This is a genomic window from Nonomuraea sp. NPDC048892 (assembly GCF_040649735.1).
In the GTDB taxonomy this organism is placed as follows: Bacteria; Actinomycetota; Actinomycetes; order Streptosporangiales; family Streptosporangiaceae; genus Nonomuraea; species Nonomuraea maheshkhaliensis.
Map to the genome: position 1 here is coordinate 670,344 of NZ_JBEZFZ010000001.1, position 20,455 is coordinate 690,798.

General features: G+C 70.7%; 19 protein-coding genes and 1 pseudogene. 8 read left to right on the top strand and 12 right to left on the bottom strand.

From position 1 onward, the window contains the following. Nucleotides 1–15 precede the first annotated feature (15 nt). On the top strand, nucleotides 16–600 hold the full coding sequence (locus AB0C28_RS03345; protein ID WP_358072977.1) for a TetR/AcrR family transcriptional regulator: 585 nt from the start codon (nucleotides 16–18) through the stop codon (nucleotides 598–600). Nucleotides 601–635: 35 nt separating this feature from the next. Next, nucleotides 636–1,478, top strand: a complete 843-nt coding sequence (locus tag AB0C28_RS03350; RefSeq protein ID WP_357839177.1) for an alpha/beta hydrolase — start codon at nucleotides 636–638, stop codon at nucleotides 1,476–1,478. A gap of 61 nt (nucleotides 1,479–1,539) precedes the next feature. Here the strand turns inward: AB0C28_RS03350 and AB0C28_RS03355 are convergent, their stop codons facing one another. Both AB0C28_RS03355 and AB0C28_RS03360 read right to left on the bottom strand, forming a co-directional pair. Further along, the gene (locus tag AB0C28_RS03355; protein WP_357839174.1) at nucleotides 1,540–1,929 is read right to left on the bottom strand and encodes a hypothetical protein; all 390 of its coding nucleotides are present in this window, start codon (nucleotides 1,927–1,929) and stop codon (nucleotides 1,540–1,542) included. A 174-nt stretch (nucleotides 1,930–2,103) separates the two neighbouring features. Further along, nucleotides 2,104–3,288, bottom strand: a complete 1,185-nt coding sequence (locus AB0C28_RS03360) for a helix-turn-helix domain-containing protein (protein WP_358072978.1) — start codon at nucleotides 3,286–3,288, stop codon at nucleotides 2,104–2,106. 250 nt (nucleotides 3,289–3,538) lie between these two features. On the opposite strand from AB0C28_RS03360, the gene AB0C28_RS03365 reads away from it, so the two are divergent. Together AB0C28_RS03365 and AB0C28_RS03370 are read left to right on the top strand one after the other, a co-directional pair. Further along, nucleotides 3,539–4,537: an ATP-binding cassette domain-containing protein gene (locus tag AB0C28_RS03365; RefSeq protein ID WP_357839168.1), complete on the top strand. Its 999-nt coding sequence runs from the start codon at nucleotides 3,539–3,541 to the stop codon at nucleotides 4,535–4,537. Further along, a complete protein-coding gene (locus tag AB0C28_RS03370) occupies nucleotides 4,534–5,370 on the top strand; it encodes an ABC transporter permease (RefSeq protein WP_357839166.1) in 837 nt (278 codons plus the stop codon). The genes AB0C28_RS03365 and AB0C28_RS03370 overlap by 4 nt, the downstream gene beginning before the upstream one ends. 1,683 nt (nucleotides 5,371–7,053) lie before the next feature. Here the strand turns inward: AB0C28_RS03370 and AB0C28_RS03375 are convergent. From AB0C28_RS03375 to AB0C28_RS03385, 3 genes and pseudogenes are all read right to left on the bottom strand, one after another. Continuing rightward, nucleotides 7,054–8,619, bottom strand: a pseudogene (locus tag AB0C28_RS03375) (BTAD domain-containing putative transcriptional regulator); the annotation flags it as partial. 93 nt (nucleotides 8,620–8,712) lie between these two features. Next, nucleotides 8,713–8,937: a hypothetical protein gene (locus AB0C28_RS03380; RefSeq protein WP_357840716.1), complete on the bottom strand. Its 225-nt coding sequence runs from the start codon at nucleotides 8,935–8,937 to the stop codon at nucleotides 8,713–8,715. Continuing rightward, nucleotides 8,903–9,103 (bottom strand): DUF3037 domain-containing protein, encoded by a 201-nt coding sequence (locus tag AB0C28_RS03385; protein WP_358072979.1) that lies wholly within the window; start codon nucleotides 9,101–9,103, stop codon nucleotides 8,903–8,905. The genes AB0C28_RS03380 and AB0C28_RS03385 overlap by 35 nt, the downstream gene beginning before the upstream one ends. Before the next feature lie 267 nt (nucleotides 9,104–9,370). Between AB0C28_RS03385 and AB0C28_RS03390 the strand changes: the two genes are divergently transcribed. Further along, a complete protein-coding gene (locus tag AB0C28_RS03390; protein WP_358072980.1) occupies nucleotides 9,371–10,504 on the top strand; it encodes a hypothetical protein in 1,134 nt (377 codons plus the stop codon). Nucleotides 10,505–10,577: 73 nt separating this feature from the next. Here AB0C28_RS03390 and AB0C28_RS03395 read toward each other — a convergent pair whose 3' ends face one another. The 4 genes from AB0C28_RS03395 to AB0C28_RS03410 all read right to left on the bottom strand — a co-directional run bounded on the left by AB0C28_RS03395 (nucleotide 10,578) and on the right by AB0C28_RS03410 (nucleotide 15,588). Then, on the bottom strand, nucleotides 10,578–10,961 hold the full coding sequence (locus tag AB0C28_RS03395) for a VOC family protein (protein WP_358072981.1): 384 nt from the start codon (nucleotides 10,959–10,961) through the stop codon (nucleotides 10,578–10,580). A gap of 302 nt (nucleotides 10,962–11,263) precedes the next feature. Next, nucleotides 11,264–11,581: a hypothetical protein gene (locus tag AB0C28_RS03400; protein ID WP_358072982.1), complete on the bottom strand. Its 318-nt coding sequence runs from the start codon at nucleotides 11,579–11,581 to the stop codon at nucleotides 11,264–11,266. A gap of 180 nt (nucleotides 11,582–11,761) precedes the next feature. Further along, on the bottom strand, nucleotides 11,762–14,515 hold the full coding sequence (locus AB0C28_RS03405) for a BTAD domain-containing putative transcriptional regulator (RefSeq protein ID WP_358072983.1): 2,754 nt from the start codon (nucleotides 14,513–14,515) through the stop codon (nucleotides 11,762–11,764). A 191-nt stretch (nucleotides 14,516–14,706) separates the two neighbouring features. After that, nucleotides 14,707–15,588 carry a pirin family protein gene (locus AB0C28_RS03410; RefSeq protein WP_357839149.1) on the bottom strand — a complete coding sequence of 294 codons (882 nt, stop codon included), beginning with the start codon at nucleotides 15,586–15,588 and terminating at the stop codon, nucleotides 14,707–14,709. Nucleotides 15,589–15,674: 86 nt separating this feature from the next. Here AB0C28_RS03410 and AB0C28_RS03415 point away from each other — a divergent pair, with 86 nt between their 5' ends. Continuing rightward, nucleotides 15,675–16,010, top strand: coding sequence for a helix-turn-helix domain-containing protein (locus tag AB0C28_RS03415; protein ID WP_357839146.1), 336 nt, complete (start codon nucleotides 15,675–15,677; stop codon nucleotides 16,008–16,010). 9 nt (nucleotides 16,011–16,019) lie between these two features. Here the strand turns inward: AB0C28_RS03415 and AB0C28_RS03420 are convergent, their stop codons facing one another. After that, entirely contained in the window at nucleotides 16,020–16,886 is an 867-nt protein-coding gene (locus AB0C28_RS03420) for a LysR family transcriptional regulator (protein ID WP_357839143.1), read from the bottom strand. Between the two features lie 107 nt (nucleotides 16,887–16,993). Here AB0C28_RS03420 and AB0C28_RS03425 point away from each other — a divergent pair, with 107 nt between their 5' ends. Next, nucleotides 16,994–17,830, top strand: a complete 837-nt coding sequence (locus tag AB0C28_RS03425; protein ID WP_357839140.1) for an LLM class flavin-dependent oxidoreductase — start codon at nucleotides 16,994–16,996, stop codon at nucleotides 17,828–17,830. Here the strand turns inward: AB0C28_RS03425 and AB0C28_RS03430 are convergent. Then, nucleotides 17,814–18,893 carry a questin oxidase family protein gene (locus AB0C28_RS03430; protein WP_357839137.1) on the bottom strand — a complete coding sequence of 360 codons (1,080 nt, stop codon included), beginning with the start codon at nucleotides 18,891–18,893 and terminating at the stop codon, nucleotides 17,814–17,816. The two genes, AB0C28_RS03425 and AB0C28_RS03430, sit on opposite strands and share 17 nt — an antisense overlap. A gap of 179 nt (nucleotides 18,894–19,072) precedes the next feature. On the opposite strand from AB0C28_RS03430, the gene AB0C28_RS03435 reads away from it, so the two are divergent. Then, on the top strand, nucleotides 19,073–19,213 hold the full coding sequence (locus AB0C28_RS03435; RefSeq protein WP_358072984.1) for a hypothetical protein: 141 nt from the start codon (nucleotides 19,073–19,075) through the stop codon (nucleotides 19,211–19,213). Between the two features lie 10 nt (nucleotides 19,214–19,223). Here AB0C28_RS03435 and AB0C28_RS03440 read toward each other — a convergent pair whose 3' ends face one another. Next, entirely contained in the window at nucleotides 19,224–20,186 is a 963-nt protein-coding gene (locus AB0C28_RS03440) for a metallophosphoesterase (protein WP_358072985.1), read from the bottom strand. Nucleotides 20,187–20,455: the final 269 nt, after the last annotated feature.

A 20,455-nucleotide genomic window follows, 5' to 3' on the forward strand; every position in this document is an offset into this window, starting at 1 on the left:
AAATGAGGAGGGCGCATGGCGCGGGCCGGGCTGACGGCGGAGCGGGTGACGGTCGCGGGCGCCGATCTCGCCGACGAGGTCGGGCTCGACCGGGTGACGATGTCGGAGGTCGCGCGGCGGCTCGGCGTGAAGGACGCCAGCCTCTACACGCACGTCCGCAACGTCGAGGACCTGCGCGGGCGGATCGCGCTGCTGGCCGCCGACGAGAAGACCGTGCGCATCGCGGAGGCGACCGCCGGGCTGGCGGGCAAGGAGGCGCTGGTCGCGTACGCGAACGCGTGGCGGGAGTTCGCCCACGAGCATCCTGGGCGCTACATGGCGACGCAGGTGCCGATCAAGATCGATCCCGAGCTGGCCGCCAAGGCGACGGGGCCGCGGCGCGCGGTCGAGCTGACATACAGCATGCTGCGGGCGTACGGGCTGGGCGAGCCCGATCTGACCGACGCCGTACGGGTGCTGCGCAGCACCTTCCACGGATTCGTCGCCCTGGAGGCCGCGGGCGGGTTCGCCCACGCGCGCACCCCGCAGCAGACCTGGACCCGCACGCTCGACGCCCTGCACGTCCTCCTGGAGAACTGGCCGGAAGGAGAGCCCGCATGAGCGGTCTCCTGGACAACCGGCCGAGAGGAGCTCGCATGAACGACAGCCTGCGTGTGCGCGGTGCCACCCTGCACTACGAGGTGTGCGGCGAGGGGCCGCCGCTGCTGCTGATCCCCGGCGGGACAGGCGGCGCCGCCTCTCTGGAGGCCGTCGCCGCGGACCTGGCCGCCGAGTACACGGTCGTGACCTACGACCCGCGCGGCCTCGGCCGCAGCCCGCTCGACGACCCGGAGGCCGAGCAGCGGGTGGCCGAGCACGCCGACGACGCGCTGCGCCTGCTGGACCTGGTGGCGCCCGGCGAACCGGCCCGCGTCTTCGGCTCCAGCTCGGGCGCGATCGTCGCCCTGCACCTGCTCACCGCCCACCAGGAACGCCTCGAACGGGTGGTCGCGCACGAGCCGCCGGTGGTGGAGGTGCTTCCGGACGCCGCGGTCCACCGCGCCCTCGTCGCCCGCGTACGCGAGACGTTCCGTACGGAAGGGCTCATGCCCGCGATGGCCGTGTTCGCCGCCGGGCTGAGCAAGGACGGCGAGCCGTCGGCCGAGCCGGTTGAGCCGCCCGAGCCGGCTGAGGCGCGGCTTCCGCCGCAGGCGGCGGCGCGGGCCGAGCAGACCATGGCCGGCCTGCCGTTCTTCGTCGGCCGCATCGTGCCCGCTTTCATGTCCTACGTCCCGGACGTCGACCGGCTGGCGGCGCTGTCGGACCGGCTCGTGCTCGCCGCCGGCCAGGACTCGCGCGGCGAGCTGCCCTACCGCCCGGCCGCCTGCCTGGCCGAGCGCTTCGGCGCCGAGCTCGTGCACTTCCCCGGCGGGCACACGGGCCTGACCACGCATCCCGCCGAGTTCGCCGAACTGCTCAGGAAGACCCTGCGCGCCTGAGGCCGGTACGCGGACGAGCCACCCGGGACGCACCCGGGTGGCTCAGGACGGACCGGGCCGGTCAGACCTCCTGGACGTTGGCGGAGCGCACGGTCCACGGCGGCCCGCACGTGCCGCGCCCGGTGAACCGGTTACCGGCGAAGATGATCGGGCTGGCGAACGTGTAACCGTCGGAGCAGGTCACCACGATCCTGATCGCCCCGCTGAACACCGAGCAGTCGATGTCGATGTAGTACGCGGGGATGGGGACTCTGCGCGAGCACGAGTACTGGGCGTTCAGCGACGCCCCGCCGTCCTTGCCCGGCACGTCCGCGAGCTCCGAGGTCGACTGGTCGGTGAAGCCGCGTTCCGGCGCCGCGGTGGCCGTACCGGTGTGCAGCGCGACGGAGAACAGCAACGCCGCGATCGCGCCGAGCACGCCGATGAGCATTCTTCTTGCATGTACTGCCATGTCGTCGAAACCTTTCGCTGGTTTCCCTTTTCCGGCCCGGCCGAGCCCTGCGCCGTTACTTTCGCCGAGCCCGGGACTCCCGGTCATCGTCACTTCGCGAGAAACGCCGTCGTGGCGACTGGGCGGCGATTGTCACTCGTGCCAAAACAGGCCCGGTAAAGGAACCGGACAGGGTCAGATAAGGGTGTGTTCGTTCCACGCGCCCGCCAGCAGTCTGGCCACGGTGGTGCTCAGCACCCGGACGCCGTGGGTGGAGCCGGGCTCGATCCCCACCAGTTCCCGCACCCGCCGCAGCCGGTAGTCGAGCGTGCGCGGATGGATGTGCAGCGACTCGGCCGTACGCAGGCGGTTCATGTCGTGGCGGTAGTAGGCGTCCAGCGTCGGGACCAGGTCGGGCCCGTCGCCGAGCCGGCGCGCCGTCTCCCGCAGCCACTGGTCCACCTGCGGCGTCTCCACCGCGCCGAGCTCGGCGAACACGTCCGCCACCCCGTACGAGCGGCGCGGCACCCGCTCCATCGGCGCCACCCGGCTGACCTTCCGAGCCAGCGCGGCCGCCTGGGCTAGGGCGTGGCGGCGCCCGTGCGCGGTGCCGGTCGAGCACGGCCGCCCCACGATCTCGGCCACCGTCCGCGCCAGCGCCAGCCCCGCCCCCTCGGCCGCCGTACGGTGCTCGGGCCGCGTCCCGTGGTACGGCACCAGCGCCACCAACTCGTCCGGCTCCTGCCACCCGAACGGCACCCGGTGCCGCCGCAGCAGGGCGGACACCACCTCCTCCCTGTGCTTCGGCGGCGGCGCCGCGGCCACCCGGACGACCGTGACCAGGTAGTGCTCGGCCGTCGGCACCCCGAGGTGATCGGCCAGCTCGGCGGCCATCGGGTCGTCGTGCAGCACCATGGTGGCCAGGAGGTGCACGCGCGAGGCCATCGGCAAATACCGTTCGTACCCGCGGAAATAGCCGCGCGTGTAGGCCGCCTGCGCCGTCGTGCCGTTGCGGCCCAGCCAGTCGATCAGGCGCATCGTGTCGGCCAGATCGCCCGGCCCGGCCGCCTCCGAGATCTCCCGCAGCGTGAAGGCGGCGTGCAGCGCGAGCGCGCCGCGCTGGCAGGCGGGCGCCACGCCCTGCGCGCCGCGCTGCTCGCCGACGGACTCGATGAAGGCCAGGTCGCTGTCCAGCAGCGGCTCGCCGGACGCGGCCAGCTCGGCCGTACGCCTCCGTACGACGACCGCGAACTCCATCATCGACGCCCGCGCCCTGGGCTCGGCCGCCTGGAAGCCGGCGATCTCCCTGGCGCAGGCGTCCACCACTTTCCTGGCATTGTCGTCGGCCCGGCTTTTGAGCATGCCGAAGAGGTCCCCCATGTCGAATTCTCCCCGTGACGTCGCCGTGTCTCCATGAAACGCGCAGTTCCGTATTCGCCGGAGCGACGCCCGCGTATCAAAGGAATTTTCCGGCGCCACTGACAACGTGTCGGAACGCGGCGCGGGACCAGGAGAATGAGCCCGATCCCGAATTTCGGCCGGCCGTTCCACGGTGAAAGTTTCACGACGCCGGCGCCCCGTGAAACCCGGCCGAGGGTGCCGTGAAACCGGCGCCGCCGAGAGTGGCGCCATGAGCATCACAGAACTCGACCCGCCCCCCGACGTGGCCGTACGTGCGCGGGGCTTGGCGAAGACGTTCGGCGGCCACCGCGCGGTCGACGGCATCGACCTGGACGTGCGGACCGGCGAGATCTTCGGCGTGCTCGGCCCGAACGGCGCCGGGAAGACCACCATGCTGCGGATGCTGGCCACCCTGCTGAAGATCGACGCGGGCCGGGCCGAGATCTTCGGGGTCGACGTGGTCGATCAGCCGCACGTCATCCGCCAGCTCGTCGGTGTCACCGGACAGTACGCCTCCGTCGACGAGAGCCTGACCGCCCGCGAGAACCTCTGGCTCTTCGGCCGGCTCCAAGGCGTCGCCAGCCCGCGCGCCCGGAGCATCGCCGCCGAGCTGCTGGCCCAGTTCGGTCTGGAGGAGGCCGCCGACAAGCCGATCGCGCAGTTCTCCGGCGGTATGCGGCGCCGCCTCGACCTGGCGGCCAGCCTGATCACCAGGCCGCCGCTGATCTTCCTGGACGAGCCGACCACCGGGCTCGACCCGCGTACCCGCGGCCAGATGTGGGAGACCATCCGCGGCCTGGTCGCCGACGGCTGCACCGTGCTGCTGACCACCCAGTACCTGGACGAGGCCGACCAGCTCGCCGACCGCGTCGCCGTCATCGACCACGGCCGCAAGGTCGCCGAGGGCACGCCCGACGAGCTGAAGACCGCGGTCGGCAACTCGACCCTGCAACTGCTGCTCGCCCGGCCGGACGACGTACCCGCCGCCGTGCAGGTGGTGCGGCGCGTGCTCGGCTCAGACCCCGTGCTCAGCCCGGAGCAGGGGCGGCTCAACGTCGCGCTGGACCAGGCCGACCTGGCGGCGGAGGTGCTGATCGCGCTGCGCACCGCCGGATTGTCGATCACCTCGGTGAGCGTGGCCAAGCCCAGCCTGGACGAGGTCTTCCTCGCCCTCACCGGCCACGAGACGGAAGACGGCACGACCGGCCCCACGGAGGAGAACCGATGAGCACCACGATCGCACCCGCCCGCGAGGCGGTCCGCGCCACCGACCGCGTGGCCGCCGCCCGTCGGCGTGTCACCGTCGCCGAGACGTTCGGCCAGACCATGACGCTGGCCTGGCGGGCGCTGAAGCGGATGCGGCGCAACCCGGAGCAGTTCTTCGACGTGGCGTTGCAGCCCATCCTGTTCACCGCGATGTTCGCCTACATCTTCGGCGGCGCCATCGCCGGCGACGTCGAGAGCTACCTGCCCCTGATGATCCCCGGCATCCTCGCCCAGACCGTGCTGACGACCTGCATGGCCACGGGCACGCAACTGCGCGAGGACATGGAGAAGGGCGTTTTTGACCGGTTCAAGTCGCTGCCGATCGCCAGGATCGCGCCACTCGCCGGCCCCATGGTCGCCGACCTGCTGCGGTACACGATCGCGGCCACGTTGACCTTCGGCATGGGGATCGTGATCGGCTATCGCCCGGGAGGCGGAGCGGTCGGCGTGCTCGCCGCGATCCTGCTGTCCATCTTCACGGGCTGGTCGCTGGCGTGGATCTTCACCTGGATCGGCACCATCGCCAGGAGCGCCCAGGCCGTGCAGGGCATCTCGATGATGATCCTGTTCCCGCTGACGTTCCTGTCGAACGCGTTCGTCCCGGTCGAGACCCTGCCGGACTGGCTGGCGGCGTTCGTCCGGATCAATCCGGTCTCACATCTGGTCACGGCCGCTCGTGACCTCGCCAACAGCGCGGTCGTCACCGGGGAGGTGGCCTGGACGCTGCTCGCCGGCCTGATCTTCATCGCGGTCTTCGCGCCCCTGTCGGTACGCAGCTACAAGCGGCACATGTGACCCGGGCCTCGGGGCGGCCCGCTTCACGAGCCGCATCGCCTCGGCCAGCAGGTCGGAGCCGCGCCGGGCGCCGTACTCGGCCCGCACCGCGGCGAACGTCCCCGGCGCGATCCGCTCCGCGCACGGCTCGATCCGCTCGATGGACATGCTCGGCATGGTGCCGTTGTACGCGAACCGCTCGGCCAGCAGCAGCAACCTGATCGCGTCACCGGGATCCATGGCCCCCCGCAGCAGCCCCCAGGCGCCGAGCCCGAAGAGCATCGAACCGCACATCGGGTAGTCGAGGACGGGGTTGTCGGGGAGCAGCAGGTCGTAGCTCCTGACGACGGCGAACAACTCCTCGCCGTACGGGACGTCCTCCGGCGTCGCGTGGTAGGCGTACGCCGTCAGCGCGATCGACTCGGCGATCACCGTCCACGGCGCGTGCTCCATACGCGGCACTTCAGGCATGCGCAGGTCGCGCGCCCGTTCGACGGCCAGCCGGTACTCCGCGAGCGCGGCGGACGTCCGGCCGCGGGCCAGCGAGAGCTCGGCGGCGCACAACGAGACGATCGCCATCCCGCCGATCACCGCCTCGCTGTCGTTGATCCTGGAGACCGCCGCCAGCTCCGCCTCCGCGCCGTCCAGGTCGCCCTCGGCGATGGCGCAGGCCACCAGCACCGCACGCAGCTGCGCCTCGTCGTCGCCGGCGCCGAGCCGGCTCAGCACCGGGATGGCGAGCCGGGCGTACTCGACCGCCCGATGGCGCTCGCCGAGGTTCAGGGCCAGGTGGGCCAGCATGGCGTGCAGGATCGCGACCAGCCACGGACCCTCGTCGCCGCGGACCAGCTCCAGGGTCCGCTCGGCGGCCGCGATGGCTCCGCGCACGTCGCCCGCGTTCTCCAGGATGTGGGCGATCTGCCGCGCGGCCGCGAACGCCACGTTCCTGTCGGGGCTCTCGGCCAGCGCCGACAGCCGCTCCAGCATCTCGGGGCCGCCGAGCCCGTCGCACTCGAGCATCACCCACCCCAGCGCCGCGACGCGCGGATCCGTCGTCTCCGTGATGGGCAGCGAACGGAGCAGCTCGCGCAGCACCACCCCGTGATCGTCCACGATGATCATGATGTTGACCAGCGCGATCAGCAGCGCGCTCCTGGTCACCTCGACCAGGTGAGGCGGTGGTGTCCAGCCGGCGAGCACCTGATTGATCGCGTCCCGATGGGCGAGGACCCGCGTGTGGTCGCCGCGGATCGACCACAGCGCGCCGATACCCGTGAGCAGCCGCACCGTCATGACCGGATCGGACTCGCCGAGGGCCTGTCTGAGCAGGTCGGCGAGGTTGCTCTCCTCCGCGCGCAGCGCGTCGGCCGCCGCGAACTCCTCCGGGCTGAACAGCCGCGAAGCGTGGTCGAGCGCGTACGCCGTCGCCCACGCCCGCTGCGCCGCGCGGGCGGGCTCCTCCTCGCCGGCTTCCCTGAGCCGCATCCGTCCGAACTCCCTGACGGTCTCCAGCATCCGGTAGCGCAGGCCGTACGCGGTCTCGCGGACGCTCAGCATCGACTGCTCGGTCAGCGCGGCCACGGCGGGCAGGGCGTCAGGGCCCAGGACGTCCTCGGCCGCGGCCAGCGTGAACCCGTCGCCGAACAGCGACAACCAGCGCAACGCCCGCCGCTGCGGCTCGTCCAGCAGGTTCCACGACCAGTCGATGACCGCGAGCAGCGTCTGATGCCGGTCGGGGGCCGTCCGGTTACCGCCGCGCAGCAGCGCGAACCGGTCCGCCAGCCGCCGCGCGATCTCCTCCACCGACATCACCCGCACCCGCGCCGCGGCCAGCTCGATCGCCAGCGGCAGCCCGTCCAGCCGGGCCACGATCTCCGCGACGACTTGTTCGTCGATCCGCACGTCGGGGCGGGCCGCCGTGGCCCGCTGGCGGAACAACTCCACCGCGTCACCGGTCGGCAGCTCGCCGAGCAGGTAGACGCGTTCGGCCGGGATCGACAGCGGCGCCCGCGAGGTGACGAGCACCCGCAGGTCGCGGGTCGTCACGGTGAGGAACGCCACCAGGTCGGCGACGGCCTCGATCAGGTGCTCGCAGTTGTCCAGGATCAGCAGCGCGGGAGCCTGGTCGAGATGCCGCGCGATCCGGGCGCGGACGTCCGTACGCTGCTCGGCGGTCATCACCCGGCGGCTGCTGACCGAGTCGCGTACCCCCAGCACCGAGCCCACCTCGCCCACCACGCCCTCCGGCGAGGAGACGCCCACGAGCTCGACGAAATGGGCGACGGGCTGGGCCGCGTTCCTGCCCACCACATGAGCCAGCCGCGTCTTGCCCAGCCCACCCGGGCCGATGATCGACACCACCCGGTGGGTGTGCAGCAGCGCGTGCACCGCGCGGATGTCATCGTCCCGGCCGAGCAGCGACGAGCCGTCGTACAGGATGCCCTGACGCACCGGCCGATCGGCGGCCAGCAGCTCGGCGTGCACGCGGGCCAGCTCGGGCCCCGGCTCCGTACCCAGCCGCGCGACCAGCCCGGCGCGATACCGCTCGTACCGCTCCAGCGCGGGCCCAGGACCCCGTACGGCGGCCTCGCTGCGCAGCAGGCAGGCGAGCAGCTCCTCGTCCTGCGACCGCCCGGCCGCGACCTGCTCCAGCAGGGGCAGCGCACTCTCGTGGGCACCGCTCCGGCTCAGGGCGACGGCCGCGATCCGCCGCGCCTCACCCACCCACCCAGCCGCGACCCCCCGCAACTCACCGAGCGCCCCGACCTCCTCAGCGACCACGGCGCCATATGCATCACCGGCCCTCGAAGCACCACCACCGATACCACCGGCCCTCGGAGCACCGCCACCGGCACTACCAGCCCTCGAAGCACTCCCCACACCATCAGCCATGATCATCATGGCCTCATCGGCACGGCGGCGCGCCAGCACCATGTCACCCTCGGCCAGCGCCTCCCGCGCCTGCTCCACCAGCCCGCCGAGCAGCAACGCGTCCACCTCGTCAGCCGGCAGCCCGAGCCGATACCCGCGCGGAATGCGTACCACGACATCGGCCCCGGTCGCCGCCCTCGTCCGCGAGACGACCACCTGCAGCGCCTTCGTCGGATTGGCCGGCGCCTCCTCGGGCCACAACTCCTCGACCAGCCGCTCGTCACTCACCCCCGCGCGCCCGTGCAGAGCGAGCACGGCCAGCAGCGTATGGGCGCGATCCCCGACCACGCGCGCACCCCGCCAGCGAACTCCGTCCAGCAGGACCAGGGCAGGGGACATACACACAGCTTACGGACGACCGCCCGCCAAGGCGCGGCCCGGAGCCCGCCTCATGATCCCCACCGCACCCGAACCCCCACCCGATCGCCCGGATCAGGTGGCCGGATCGATGATCATATGCTTGAAGACGAGGTCCAGCGCCGCTTCCGCGTGCTCGGCGACAATCGGTGCAGGCGGGCTGAGCTGCACGATGTTGCGGTGATCGTGATGCAGCCGGTATAGCCACTGATCGTCGAACGCCAAGTTGCCGCTGGTCTCCAGAGTTTCCCGAGCCTCGGCGATTTCACTGCTTATCCGAACGATGAACCGGCGTGACATCGATGGCAGCGCTGGAGGCGAATCTCTTGACGCGCTCCCGATTGCTCACCCGCCGAACGGCCCAGTCGCCGGTCGAAGGATTTCCGGCAATGGCGCCGACGTTGACGAATTCCCCGGTCCGTGGGGCAGGGAGACAGCGAACGATGGAATAGAGATACCCGCTCACTGGGTCTTACGCTCCCTTCAGGACCAGCGCTCGGAGATGGCCTGTCACGGCGGGTGCCCGATGCATCAGGAACCAGCCGAGGGGCTTCGTCTGGCACTGGCCACGATGCCGGCACGGCACGCAGGATCTTGACGTCGATATGTGAATAGTTCCCCCGAGAATTGATCATGGCTCTCTGAGAGACTTACCGCATCCCCAGCCCAGCGTGGCGACTGAATATCGGACCCTTCGCCGGAATAAGGGTTTCCCCTCCAGAAAGGTGGATGCATGAGCGTTGTTCTGGCGTTGCTCGGTGTTGTTGCGTCGATCGCCGGAATTGTCCAAACCGTGGTCGTCATCATCGAGCGGGCCGAGCGCAAGCGCCGAGAACTGCAGACAACCACATCGGACGACAGGAGCAGCGGGGCCGGTAACCAGGCGGCACCTCGCGTCGACTCCGCGGCGTTCAGCATAGAGGCGCCCTGGAATCCGGATCTTGTCAGCAGCTCATGGCGTTCGGCCCTCGCATACCTTCTCGGGTTCGTCGGAGGATTGATCTTCTGCCGCAATCGCCGGCCTCAGGTGCGTTTTAACGCCGTGCAGTCGATTCTCATCGACATCGTCTCCGTCGTGTATTTCTTGGTCAGTCTGGTGTTGGTGGTCGTCTATATTGCAATTCGATATCAGGGCGCTGAGATCCCACCGAGCGACATCGTCATGTGGACCTGGACGCTCGCATCCCTGCTCGGACCGCCGGCCCTGCACCTTCTCCTGACCATCCTGGCGCTCACTGGCCGGAACCCCCGTATCCCGCTGCTCTGGAAGGTCGCGGCCTCCGTCACCGCTCGTCCGGCCACGGACGCCGGTCCGGCGAGACCCGTCTCCTCCCAGCCCCGGCCGAGGCGGTCCCAGGGCGCCGGTCCGGCGAAGACCGGATCGGCCGCTCATTCCTTCGACCCCGTCTGGGGCCGAATCAGACGGCACGCGGGCGAGGCGTTCCAGCTCCGCCGCGGTGCCACCTTCACCTATCGGCTGAGCGAGAACGAGATCTACCCAGACCGGACGAAGATCGGCATTCACCGCTCCAACTTCGCCCGCGCATGGGACCGGCGCCCGCTGTCGGGCCCTGGGCAGCTCAGCAAGGACATCATCGGTCCTTCGTACGTGTACGCGATCCTCACCGACCCGCGGATCACAGCCGAAGGAGTCGGATCACGCCCCATGGCAACCGAACTGGTCGAGGAACACCCGTACGAACCGGCCCTGCACCGCGGGCGCCGCGCTGCCGAGGGCGGATGTTCCTGGCACGGCAGTACCTGCGAAGACCCTGTGGTCGCCAGCGTCCTGACCCGGGACAAAGGCGGAGAGACGTGGCACGCCGTCTGCCGTCGAGCCTTGAACGCCCTTCGCGGCGGCAACTGACGGGCGAGGCCGGCCAGGTAGGTGATCTGTTCTGGCCTGAGGTGTTCGTTCGACGATGAGGGGCATCGCGTGATCAGCCGTCGTCGCGGCACAGGCAGAAGGGGTGGCCGGCCGGGTCGAAGAGCACCCGGACGTTGTCCTGTGGCTGTTCGGCGGCGACCGAGGCTCCGAGGGTGACCGCCTCGGCGACCGCGGAGTCCAAGTCACCGACCTGGAAGTCGAAGTGCATCATTGGGCGCTGCTGCCCGGCGGCAGGTGGCCAGACAGGAGCCTGGTAATCGGTCGCCTGCTGGAACACGACATAAACGGATCCCTCGGGAGCTGCGAGAATCGTTGTTCCCGGCTCCTGATGGCCGATGGGCCACCCGAGCAGTTCGGAGTAGAACTTCGCCAAAGCAGCGGGGTCGGGTGCCTCGATGGCAGTGCCCCACCACATGCCCTTGGTCCGAGATCGCACGGGTGCACCTTCCACGTAGGCGTCGGTCGTGGAGGCACGCTACCGCCGGTTGCGGACGATCTACTTCCGGAAAGGTGCACCATTGGGTCGCTCGCCCGAGAATCGATCACCTCCGGCGTCGTCCCGCCGACCACGGTCGTGTCCCCGTCGACGACCGTGAGCATGGGAACGCCGTGACCGCGAAGGCGGTGGCGGCAGGTTGAGGGCCGCGAGCACGTACGGCTGCTCGAAGCGAACCGGACGGTGACCATGGTCTGATCACCGTCCGTTCCGACTACGGGCGCCGCAGCACCGGGGTCAGGTCAGGAGACGCACTTGGCGCCGTCCTCGTTGGACTGCTTGTTGGACGGGCCGATGCCCTTGACGTCGTCGACCTTGATCTTCCCGTCGATGTAGTCCTGGAGACCGGCCTGGTCGCCGTGCTTGAGCATGACGTCGACCAGACAGTTCAGGGCCGCCTCGGGGACGCCCTGAGCGTCCTTCTCCGTCTTGAACTTGGCGAGAAGGCTCGCCTTGTCGACCCCGCTCCCGCCCGTCCCGCCGCAGGCGGCGAGGCCCGAGGCGAGGGACAGGGCGGCGACGAACAGAGCGGCGGGACGGGCGATGTCAGAGAAGGACATGGATGTTCTTTCTTCGAAATGAGATGGGATGACGTGCTGCCTGCGGCAATTCAGCGGACGGCGACCAGGGCTCGATCGCCGTTCCGTGATTCGGTCAGGCGACGCTTTCGGCCACGGAGATCGTGGCATCGGCGCAGATAGGCGTCGTATACGTCCCGTATATGCGCCCGGCCGCATGACCTACCGGACGGGCGCGCCACCGAGCCGGTCGAGGTGATCGCGCACCACACCGGCCTTGTCGTGCCCGAGCTCTTCGTAGACGGCCAGCGCCGCTTCGAGGTGGGCCGCCGCCTCCTTGACGCGCTCCCGTGCGACGTGCGCGAGACCGAGCGCCTCGTGGGACTCCGCGCGCAGCACGGTGTCACCCGCCCGGGTGGCCAGCGCCAGGGCGCGCCGGCCGCACGACACCGAGCTCTCGTACGCGCCCATGTCGCGGTGCAGCGCACTCATGCTGACCAGGATCTGGGCGATGTCCCGGTCACCGCAGCCCGTCTCGCTGATCTCCAGCGACGTGCGATAGTGGCTCATCGCCTGGTCGAGCCGCCCGACGAGGTGGTGCGCCTCGCCCAGATTGCTGTGCAGCAGGGCGTGGAAGTGGTGGGCGTCCGGCAGGGACGTGCCCAGGGCGGCCGCCTCGTCGAGCCGGCGGATGGCCTCCTCGGGGCGGCGGGCGTTGACGTACACGGCGGCGAGATTGAGCAGAGCCGTGGCCGCGCCCAGGGTGTCTCCGAGCCCGAGCCGGAGCCGGTGCGCCCGCAGGCACGCCGCCACGGCGCTGTCGGTGTCGCCCAGCAGGCTGTGGGCGACGGCGAGCCGGCCCGTGATCATCGCCTCGCCCCCGGGATCCCCGGCCCGCACGGCCGCCTCCGCCGCGACGGTGTAGAGGTCGGCCCACTGCTTGGTGTGGTGGCGCCGTTGCAGCCAGCCGTACATGGCCGCCGCGATCTGCCAGGCCGGCGCCGGATGCGTGTGCGCCGCGGCCCGTACGGCGGCGTTCAGGTTCGCGGCGTCGGCGTCGAACCAGGCCAGGGCCGCGTTCTCGTCGGCGAACTCCACGGGGCCTGCCGGGGAGGTGAAGTTGGGGCGTTCTTTCGGCCGGAGCACCCGGTCGGCCGCGTTCGCGGCGTCGCGGTACCAGGTCAGCATCGCGGTCATGGCCTGGTCACGCCGCTCCGCGCTCTCCTCGGCCAGGCCGCGTTCGTGGGCGTAGATCCGTACCAGATCGTGCATCACATAGTGGTCGCCGGAGACCGGCTGGAGCAGGTGGGCGGAGACGAGGCGGCCGAGGAGCTCCCTGGTCTCGCCGGCCGATCCGCCCGCCAGGGCGACGGCGACGGACAGGGACGGCTTCGGGCCGGGGTGGAGCCCGAGCAGGTGGAACGTCCTGCGGGCGGCCTCGCTCAGCGGGCGGAGCGAGGCGCGCAGCACCGCGCGGACCGAGATCTCGTCCTCGTCGACGGCGAGCCGGTCCAGGCGTACGCGTTCGTCGGCCATCTCCGCCACCAGCTCCGCGACGGCCGAGTCGTAGGTCGACATCTCCAGGCGGGAGGCGGCGATCCGCAGGGCCAGGGGGATGCGGTCGCACAACTCGGCCAGCCGCTCAGCGCCTTTCCCGTGGTATGGGAGCCGTTCGCGGATGAGGGCGACGGCGTCGGCCATCGGCAGCGGCCCGAGCGATAATCGCGGCACGCCGTGCGTGGTGGCCAGACCGTCGAGGCGGAGCCGGCTGGTCACCAGCGTCAGTCCCCGCGCGGCCCCCGGGAGCAGCGCGCGCACCTGCGCGGCCGAGGCGGCGTTGTCCAGCACGACCAGCATCCGCCGATCGGCCATCAGCGAACGGAACACCGCTCCCCGCTCCTCCGTCTCGGCGGGGATCCGCCAGGGCGGAACGTCCAGGGCACGCAGGAAACGCTCCAGCACCAGCCCGGGATGCAGCGGCGCCTCGGCCCCGAATCCCCGCAGGTCCGCGAAGAGCTGCCCGTCGGGGAACAGATGGCGGGAGAGCTGAGCCCACCGGACTGCCAGCGCCGTCTTCCCCACCCCCGCCGGCCCCACCACGGCGACGACCCCGGCGCCCTCGGTGATCTCGTTCAGCCTGTTGATCTCGGCGTCGCGTCCCACGAACCCGAGGGGGCTCCCCGGCAACTGGGCCGGCACCGGCCCTCTGGCCGGGACCTCCGTAGCGTCCGTCCGGCGAAGCTCCGGGTCGGAGGTGAGGATGGCCCGCTCCAGGGAACGCAGCTCCGGGCCCGGCTCCAGCCCCAGCTCGTCGACGAGGACGCCACGCGCCCGCCGATAGGTCTCCAGCGCGTCCGCCCGGCGGCCGGACCGGTAGAGCGCGAGCATCAGGTGTGACCACAGCCGCTCACGGAAGGCATGCCGGTTCACCAGGGCGGACAGCTCGGCCACCAGCGAGGCGTCCTGCCCCAGGCGCAGGTCCGCCTCGATCCGCTGCTCCAGGGCGACCAGGTGCCACTCCTCCAGGCGGGACCGCTCCTCGCTCAGCGCGGACGTGGCCGAGAGGTCCACGAACGGGGGTCCCTGCCACAGCTCCAGCGCCGCGCCCAGCTCCCGCCGGGCCCTGGCGGGGTTGTCGGCCGCCAGGGCCTCCTGACCTTCCCGTACGGAAGCGACGAACCGGCAGGCGTCGACCTCGGCGCAGTCGACGTCGAGCCGGTAGCCGGCGCCCCGCTCGCGCACGACCCGATCGGGCCCGAGGATCACGCGCAGGCCCCGCGTGTACAGCCGCAGGTTGGCCCCCGCCGAAGGCGGAGGCTCGGAGCCCCACAGCGCGTCGACCAGGTAGTCGGCGGAGAAGCTGCCGTGCGGGTGGCCGAGCAGCACCGCGAGCAGGAGCCGCTGCTTGCGCGGCCCCAGGACCGGGACGACGTCGCCGGACCTGACCCGCAGCGGACCCAGAACCTCGAACTCCACGATCACGCTCCCTCCGCGTGTCGCGTATGGCAGCACCCGCGCATGACGGCAACGGCGACGTCATGGCGGAACGCTCAGAGAGGACACCGGAAACGCCCGCCGGAAGGAGCCCCCACTCGCTCGGCGGTCATCCGTCACCTTAGCCGGAGTAGATCATCCGGAGTGGCGGATGCGGGAAACCCCTCGGTGGATCACGCGCCGGAGGGCAGGCGGGTGTGCCGGGGGATGCTGCCGAACTTGCCCGAGTGGAAGTCGCGGTAGGCCTGCTCGATCTCGGCGCGGGTGTTCATCACGAAGGGGCCGCTGGCGTACACGGACTCACCGATGGGCCGCCCGGCGAACAGCAGCACCTTGGTCCGCTCGTCGCCGTCACCGGTGGCCAGGGTCAGCGTGGTCGGGTCGCCCGGCCGCGACACCGGATCCGACCAGGCGATCTGCCCGGTGTGCACGGTCCGGCCGGCGATCGTGAGCTGTCCCGAGAGCACGTACGCGAACGCGCGCTGGTCACCGTCGAGCACCTGCCGGTACGCGGTCCTCGGATCGAGTGTGATCACCATTCCCAGGATCGGCCAGTGATTGAGCGCCAGTCCACGCGCCCGCCCGGTCTCTCCCGAGATCAACTGGACCAGCACGCCGGGCTCGGTGTGCACGGCGTGCGTGCCGGCCCGCAGGTCCTGATAGCGCGTGGGTACGAGCTTGCGATCCGCCGGCAGGTTGACCCACATCTGGATCACGTGCGCCCGCTCCGACCTGGCGGCGACCTCCCGGTGGATGATGCCCCGCCCCGCGGTCATCCACTGCACGTCCCACGGGCCGAGCACACCGGCGTTGCCCAGGCTGTCGCCGTGCTCCAGCGCCCCGTCCAGGATCAGGGTCACCGTCTCCATCCCACGGTGCGGATGCCAGTCGAACCCCGGCTGGTTGACGAGTTCCTCGCCCATCACCAGGAACGGATCGGTCCAGGCGTCGCTTCCCGGCGCGATGATCATCGAACTGTGGTCGGACATCGGGGTCGGACCGAGGTCCGTCTTGTCGAGAACCCGGTCCACCCTCCGGCTCACTGACGCGGTCATGATGACCTCCCTTTCGTCGGTCAAGGGAAGTATCGGTCCGCTGACCAGCGTTGACAAACGTCGGCGAAGTTACTTACTTTTGGAAAGTGACTACGCCGTCCGACAGTCCGGTGGACGAGGAGAGCTGCCACCGCATCCTGCGCGCGATCGACATCATCGGGGTCCGCTGGGTCGGGCCGATCCTTCTCGCCGGGGCCCGCGGCGCCCGCCGGTTCAAGGAGTACCGGGCCATGGTGCCGGGCATCTCCGATCCACAGCTCACGCTGCGGCTCAAGCAACTGCAGGAACGGGGGCTCGTCGAACGTACGGTGATCCCCAGCACGCCGGTCCAGATCACGTACGCCCTCACAGCCGAAGCCGAGGAGCTGATCTCCGCGCTGCAGCCGCTGGCGCACTGGAGCGAGCGACACCTCCTCACCTGACGGTGCGTCTTATTGCGGCAGGTCGGTGAACGCCCGGACGAACGAGGACACGCAGACGTCCGGAGCCACCAGCGACGCGACGATGTGCCCGTCGATGCTCAACGGCGGATCGAGCGGCAACGCGCGGATCCGGCGGGCCGCGAACCCGGACAATTGCTCGGCGGTCAGCAGCGTCCACGCGCCGTGCCCCGCGCCGATCTCGATCAGGACGGTCAGCAGCGAGCCGCCCGACCGGCCCGTCGAACCCCCTCCGGCCTGGTGCAACGACGAGGTGACCGCGTCGTGCAGCGCCGGGTCCTCCTCGCGCGCGGGCAGGCGCAGCGCGGCGCGGTCCAGGTCCGCGAGCGTCGCGACGGGGAGGCCGGCCATGGGGTGCCGGTCGGACACCACGGCCAGCAGCGGCTCCGACCATGCGCGTACGACGCGGACACCGGTGGCCTCCACCCGGCCGCGTACCAGCGCGAGATCCAGCTCACCGTCACGGACCGCGGCGAGCCGCGCGGGCACCGGCATGTCCACGAGCACCGCCTCGGCGGGCCGTTCGCCGTCGTGCAGGAGCTCGGCAGCGCGCTCCAGGCGCGCGGTCAGGCCGGGGGCGACGCCGATCCGCACGCGGGCTTCCTCTTCCCCGGCGACCACGCGGACGCGGGCCGCTGCGGCGAGCGTCTCCTGTGCCGCCTCCAGCACGCGCCGGCCGGCGGGGGTGAGCCGGACATGGCGCGGGGACCGGTCGAACAGCCGGGTGCCGAGCTCCCGTTCGAGCCGGGCGATCTGGTGGCTCACGGCCGGCTGCACGATGTTCAGCCGCTCGGCCGCCCGGCCGAAGTGAAGCTCCTCGGCGACGGTCACGAAGTACCGCAACGCACGCAGCTCCACGTCTCACGCTCCTACGATGACAAAAAGTAATCGCTGGACAGTCTAACTGGGGCTGGTTCCGCCGGGCATCCGGCCGCTGGGATGGAGGCATGCACTATGGCACTAGTTTGATCACTCCCACGTCCCCCGCCGAGGTGGTGGCCGCCGCGGCCGACGCCGCCGAGCGCGGGCTCGACAGCTTCTGGACCAACCAGAACCCCGGCGGATGGGACCCGCTCACCCTGCTGGCGTCCCTCGGCCGCCGACCGGCCGAGGTGGGCACGGCGATCGTCGCCACCTACCCCCGTCATCCGGTGACCACCGCGACCGAGGCGCTGACCTTGCAGGCCGCCTTGGGCGGCGGTCTCGCCCTGGGCGTCGGCCCGAGCCACGCCTGGTACGTCCAGGACCAGCTCGGCCTCCCCTACACCTCACCGCTGCGGCACACCCGCGAATATCTGACCGTGCTGCGCCCCCTGCTGGCCGGCGAGCATGTCCGGTACGCGGGCGAGTTCTTCACCGTCGACACCCGCCTTGACATCTCCGCCCCGCCTCCCAGCCTGCTGATGTCGGCACTCGGCCCGCGCATGCTCGAAGTGGCCCGCGATCTCGCGGACGGGGTGGTCGTCACCTGGATCACGCCGGAGATGATCGCCAAGGACATCGCGCCCCGTACGGCTCCCGGCGCCCGCATCGTGGCCCAGGCCATCACGGTGCTGAGCCCGGACCCCGACGCCGCCCGAGCCGGCTACGCCGAACGACTCGCCGCGGTCGGCCAGTTGCCCGCGTACCGCGCCTCGCTCGACCGCGCCGGGCTCGCCAATCCCGCCGACACCATCGTCATCGGGGACGAATCGACCATCACGGACGCGCTGAAGCGCTACGCGGACGCCGGGGTGACCGACCTGGTCGTCACACCCCTCAACGAAAGGAGCCGTACCTTGGACCTCATCGCAAGGGCTTGATCAGGCCGGCCGAGCGGACCACCGCGGTGAGGGCATCGGGATCGCCGGTGCGCCGGTGGACGTCCAGGGCCGTGTCGGCGAGCTTGATCACATGCTCGTTCCCGTGCCGGATCGCGAGCTCGAACACCTCCTCCGCCTCCGCCGATCCGACGGGCAGATCGCCGCGGGGAGCGGGCTCGTCCGGCGCGTAGGCGGCCGTCACCGCGGCACCCGCCGCCCAGGCCGCGTTGAAGCTGGCCACCCACACCTCGGCAGGCAGCGCGGGCAGGGCCCGCAGCACGGCCGTCGGCGCCGTCGCGGTGTGGACCAGCATGATGGCGTTGCCGTGCGCGTGCGTGGCGTACCGCAGGGTCGCCGCGTCCGCGAGCTCGGTGAGGTACGCCCGAGCCTGCTCGGGGTCGGCGGCCGGCTTGAGCGCGGCGAGCGAGGAGCCCCACCCCGGGAGGTCGGCCAGTTGTCCGAGGCGATGATTGATGCCCGCACTCTGGTCCGGCACCCGGGGCACTCCGGCCAAGGCCCGCTCCGGCCCGTCCGTACCGGCCGGCGCGCCGGCGCGTTCGGGCCCGGCCGTACCGTCCGGCGCGCCGACCCCCGCGATGACCTGCCACCGCGCCGCCCAGTACCCGAGCGCCTGCCCCAGCTCCGCGATCCGCGGCTCGTCCTCCTGCCCCAGCAACGCATGGATCGCATGTCCCGTGCGAATCACCCCGTGCGTGGCTCCGGCCGCGATACCGGGCAGCAGCCGCGGCCACCAGGTTCCCAGCACGGCCCGCCACGGCTGCTCCCTGAGCTCCCTGTCGAAGTACGCCAGCCAGTCGCCCAGCCGGGTCGGATCGCCGAGCGCCTCCCGCCATTCGGCGGCCTCGATCGGCGAGCTGCCGCGGGGGAGATCGTCCAGGCGGCTGACGTACGTGTCGAGCCAACGGTGCACTTCCCGGCCGTAGCCGTGCCTGACCATGGATTCGACCGCCATCGGACCGTGGTTGGACAGCCATCCGTCGAACTCGGGTCCTGTCGTGTGCAGCCGTACGTACGCTTCGTCCAAAGTCCCAGTGTCATTCATGACAAGGGACGCTAACCGCCGATCGCCGACGAGCACCTCGGCCGTCCGACCGACCGGCCCTACTGCTTTGGACCTACGCACCGTCCCTAGTAGTCGAGGTGGCGTACCTACCTGCTGTGGCCACAGATCGTGATCAATGCGTGTGCGTCGCGAGACGGCCGGATCCGATGCTGGCAAGTGTGGATACGGCCAAGACGAGCGTCTCACCGTTCGCCTACCGAGTGGCCACCCTGATGAGCTCGCCACGCCTGTCGTGGCGGGGCCGCAGCTTGGTTCTGGCCCTCTTCGCGCTGTTCTGCGCCTTCCTGGCACTTTCGTAGAGGTAGCGGTTCAGGCCGCAGGTACGGTCCGCTGCTCCCACGAGAAGACCGTGGGTGACTTCGGCTTGACGGTGACGCGCAGCCACTGGCTCGCGGTGTCGCCGAACGTCTCCAGACGGGTCAGATTGGGCACGCCGGCGTAGTTGGGCTCCGCCTCCTGGACGTGCTCGTCGCCGTGCACGAGCAGCACCGGCTTGCCGTACGCACGGGACCGCTCGACGATCCGCTCGCGGATCTCGGTGAAGCCGTCACTCGCCGTCGGCTCGGCCTGCAGCATGAGCAGCACACCGGGGGCATGGGTACGTTCGGCCGCGTCGAAGGTGCCGTCGATCCAATCGAGCGCGGCGGCCTTGCGCGCCTCATACTCCGCGAGCCGGAGCTCGGGCCGGTCGCCGCCGGGCAGCTCGTTCCACGGGGCCAGGCCGTTGGCGCTGCCCACCACGTGCGCGGTGGCGAAGACGACACGCTTCTCGGTGAAGCGCGTGTTCTCCACATAGTCGCTGTGCTTGCGGTCGCGCGCCTGGGTCTCGACCTTCATCGGGTGGCCGCCGATGGTGCGCCCGGCCACCGGGTAGAAGATGCGGCGCATCGCTTCGAGCCGCTCCGTGGGCAGGAAACCACCGGCCGCGGCACGGTGGCAGTCGGTCCAGTCGTTGTCGCCCGGGGTCAGCACGAAGGGGTCGTCGAAGGTCTGGTAGAGCTCTTTTGTCGCGGTCAGGTGGGCGTCTTCGCACGAGGTGGAGCCGCTCTTGACGTCACCCGCATGCAGGACGAGCCGAACGTCCTTGGCGGCGTTGACGTCCTTGACCAGCTGGGGGAACACCGCCTCCTGCGCCTCACCGTAGGGCGTGTCACCGAGCAACGCGAAGGTGAAGGAAGGACCCCGGTCAGCCGCAGAGGCCAGGCCAGGTGAGACGAGCCCGGCGGCGAGGGACGCGGCAACCATGGTGGCAGTGAGAACGACGTTACGCATGTAACCATTTCCTGCCCCTCCGGCCTCCACCCGGCGACAACCAACCGACACCCTGACGAACCTTGGCTGACGATTTCCAACGTCGACCCAGCTCGATGGGAGGTGGAAAGTACCTTGGCCCGCGCGGCTCAGCCGTCGGCGTCTTCGCGGAGGCGATCGGTGAGTGAGGCGGACCCGCGTTAAGCAGGGGTGCCGGCAAGATCGCGAAATTGTCCTGACAAGCACAAAGGCCCGCTCCAGAGGATCCCTGGTGGCGGGCCTTTCATGCT

Excerpts from the sequence above, each read along its gene's own strand:
- AB0C28_RS03345 (WP_358072977.1), top strand. The coding sequence starts at position 16 with ATGGCGCGGGCCGGGCTGACGGCGGAGCGGGTGACGGTCGCGGGCGCC.
- AB0C28_RS03440 (WP_358072985.1), bottom strand. The coding sequence starts at position 20,186 with ATGCGTAACGTCGTTCTCACTGCCACCATGGTTGCCGCGTCCCTCGCC.
- AB0C28_RS03400 (WP_358072982.1), bottom strand. The coding sequence starts at position 11,581 with ATGTCCTTCTCTGACATCGCCCGTCCCGCCGCTCTGTTCGTCGCCGCC.
- AB0C28_RS03430 (WP_357839137.1), bottom strand. The coding sequence starts at position 18,893 with ATGAATGACACTGGGACTTTGGACGAAGCGTACGTACGGCTGCACACG.
- AB0C28_RS03360 (WP_358072978.1), bottom strand. The coding sequence starts at position 3,288 with ATGGGGGACCTCTTCGGCATGCTCAAAAGCCGGGCCGACGACAATGCC.
- AB0C28_RS03380 (WP_357840716.1), bottom strand. The coding sequence starts at position 8,937 with ATGTCACGCCGGTTCATCGTTCGGATAAGCAGTGAAATCGCCGAGGCT.
- AB0C28_RS03410 (WP_357839149.1), bottom strand. The coding sequence starts at position 15,588 with ATGACCGCGTCAGTGAGCCGGAGGGTGGACCGGGTTCTCGACAAGACG.
- AB0C28_RS03350 (WP_357839177.1), top strand. The coding sequence starts at position 636 with ATGAACGACAGCCTGCGTGTGCGCGGTGCCACCCTGCACTACGAGGTG.
- AB0C28_RS03355 (WP_357839174.1), bottom strand. The coding sequence starts at position 1,929 with ATGGCAGTACATGCAAGAAGAATGCTCATCGGCGTGCTCGGCGCGATC.
- AB0C28_RS03390 (WP_358072980.1), top strand. The coding sequence starts at position 9,371 with ATGAGCGTTGTTCTGGCGTTGCTCGGTGTTGTTGCGTCGATCGCCGGA.
- AB0C28_RS03365 (WP_357839168.1), top strand. The coding sequence starts at position 3,539 with ATGAGCATCACAGAACTCGACCCGCCCCCCGACGTGGCCGTACGTGCG.
- AB0C28_RS03370 (WP_357839166.1), top strand. The coding sequence starts at position 4,534 with ATGAGCACCACGATCGCACCCGCCCGCGAGGCGGTCCGCGCCACCGAC.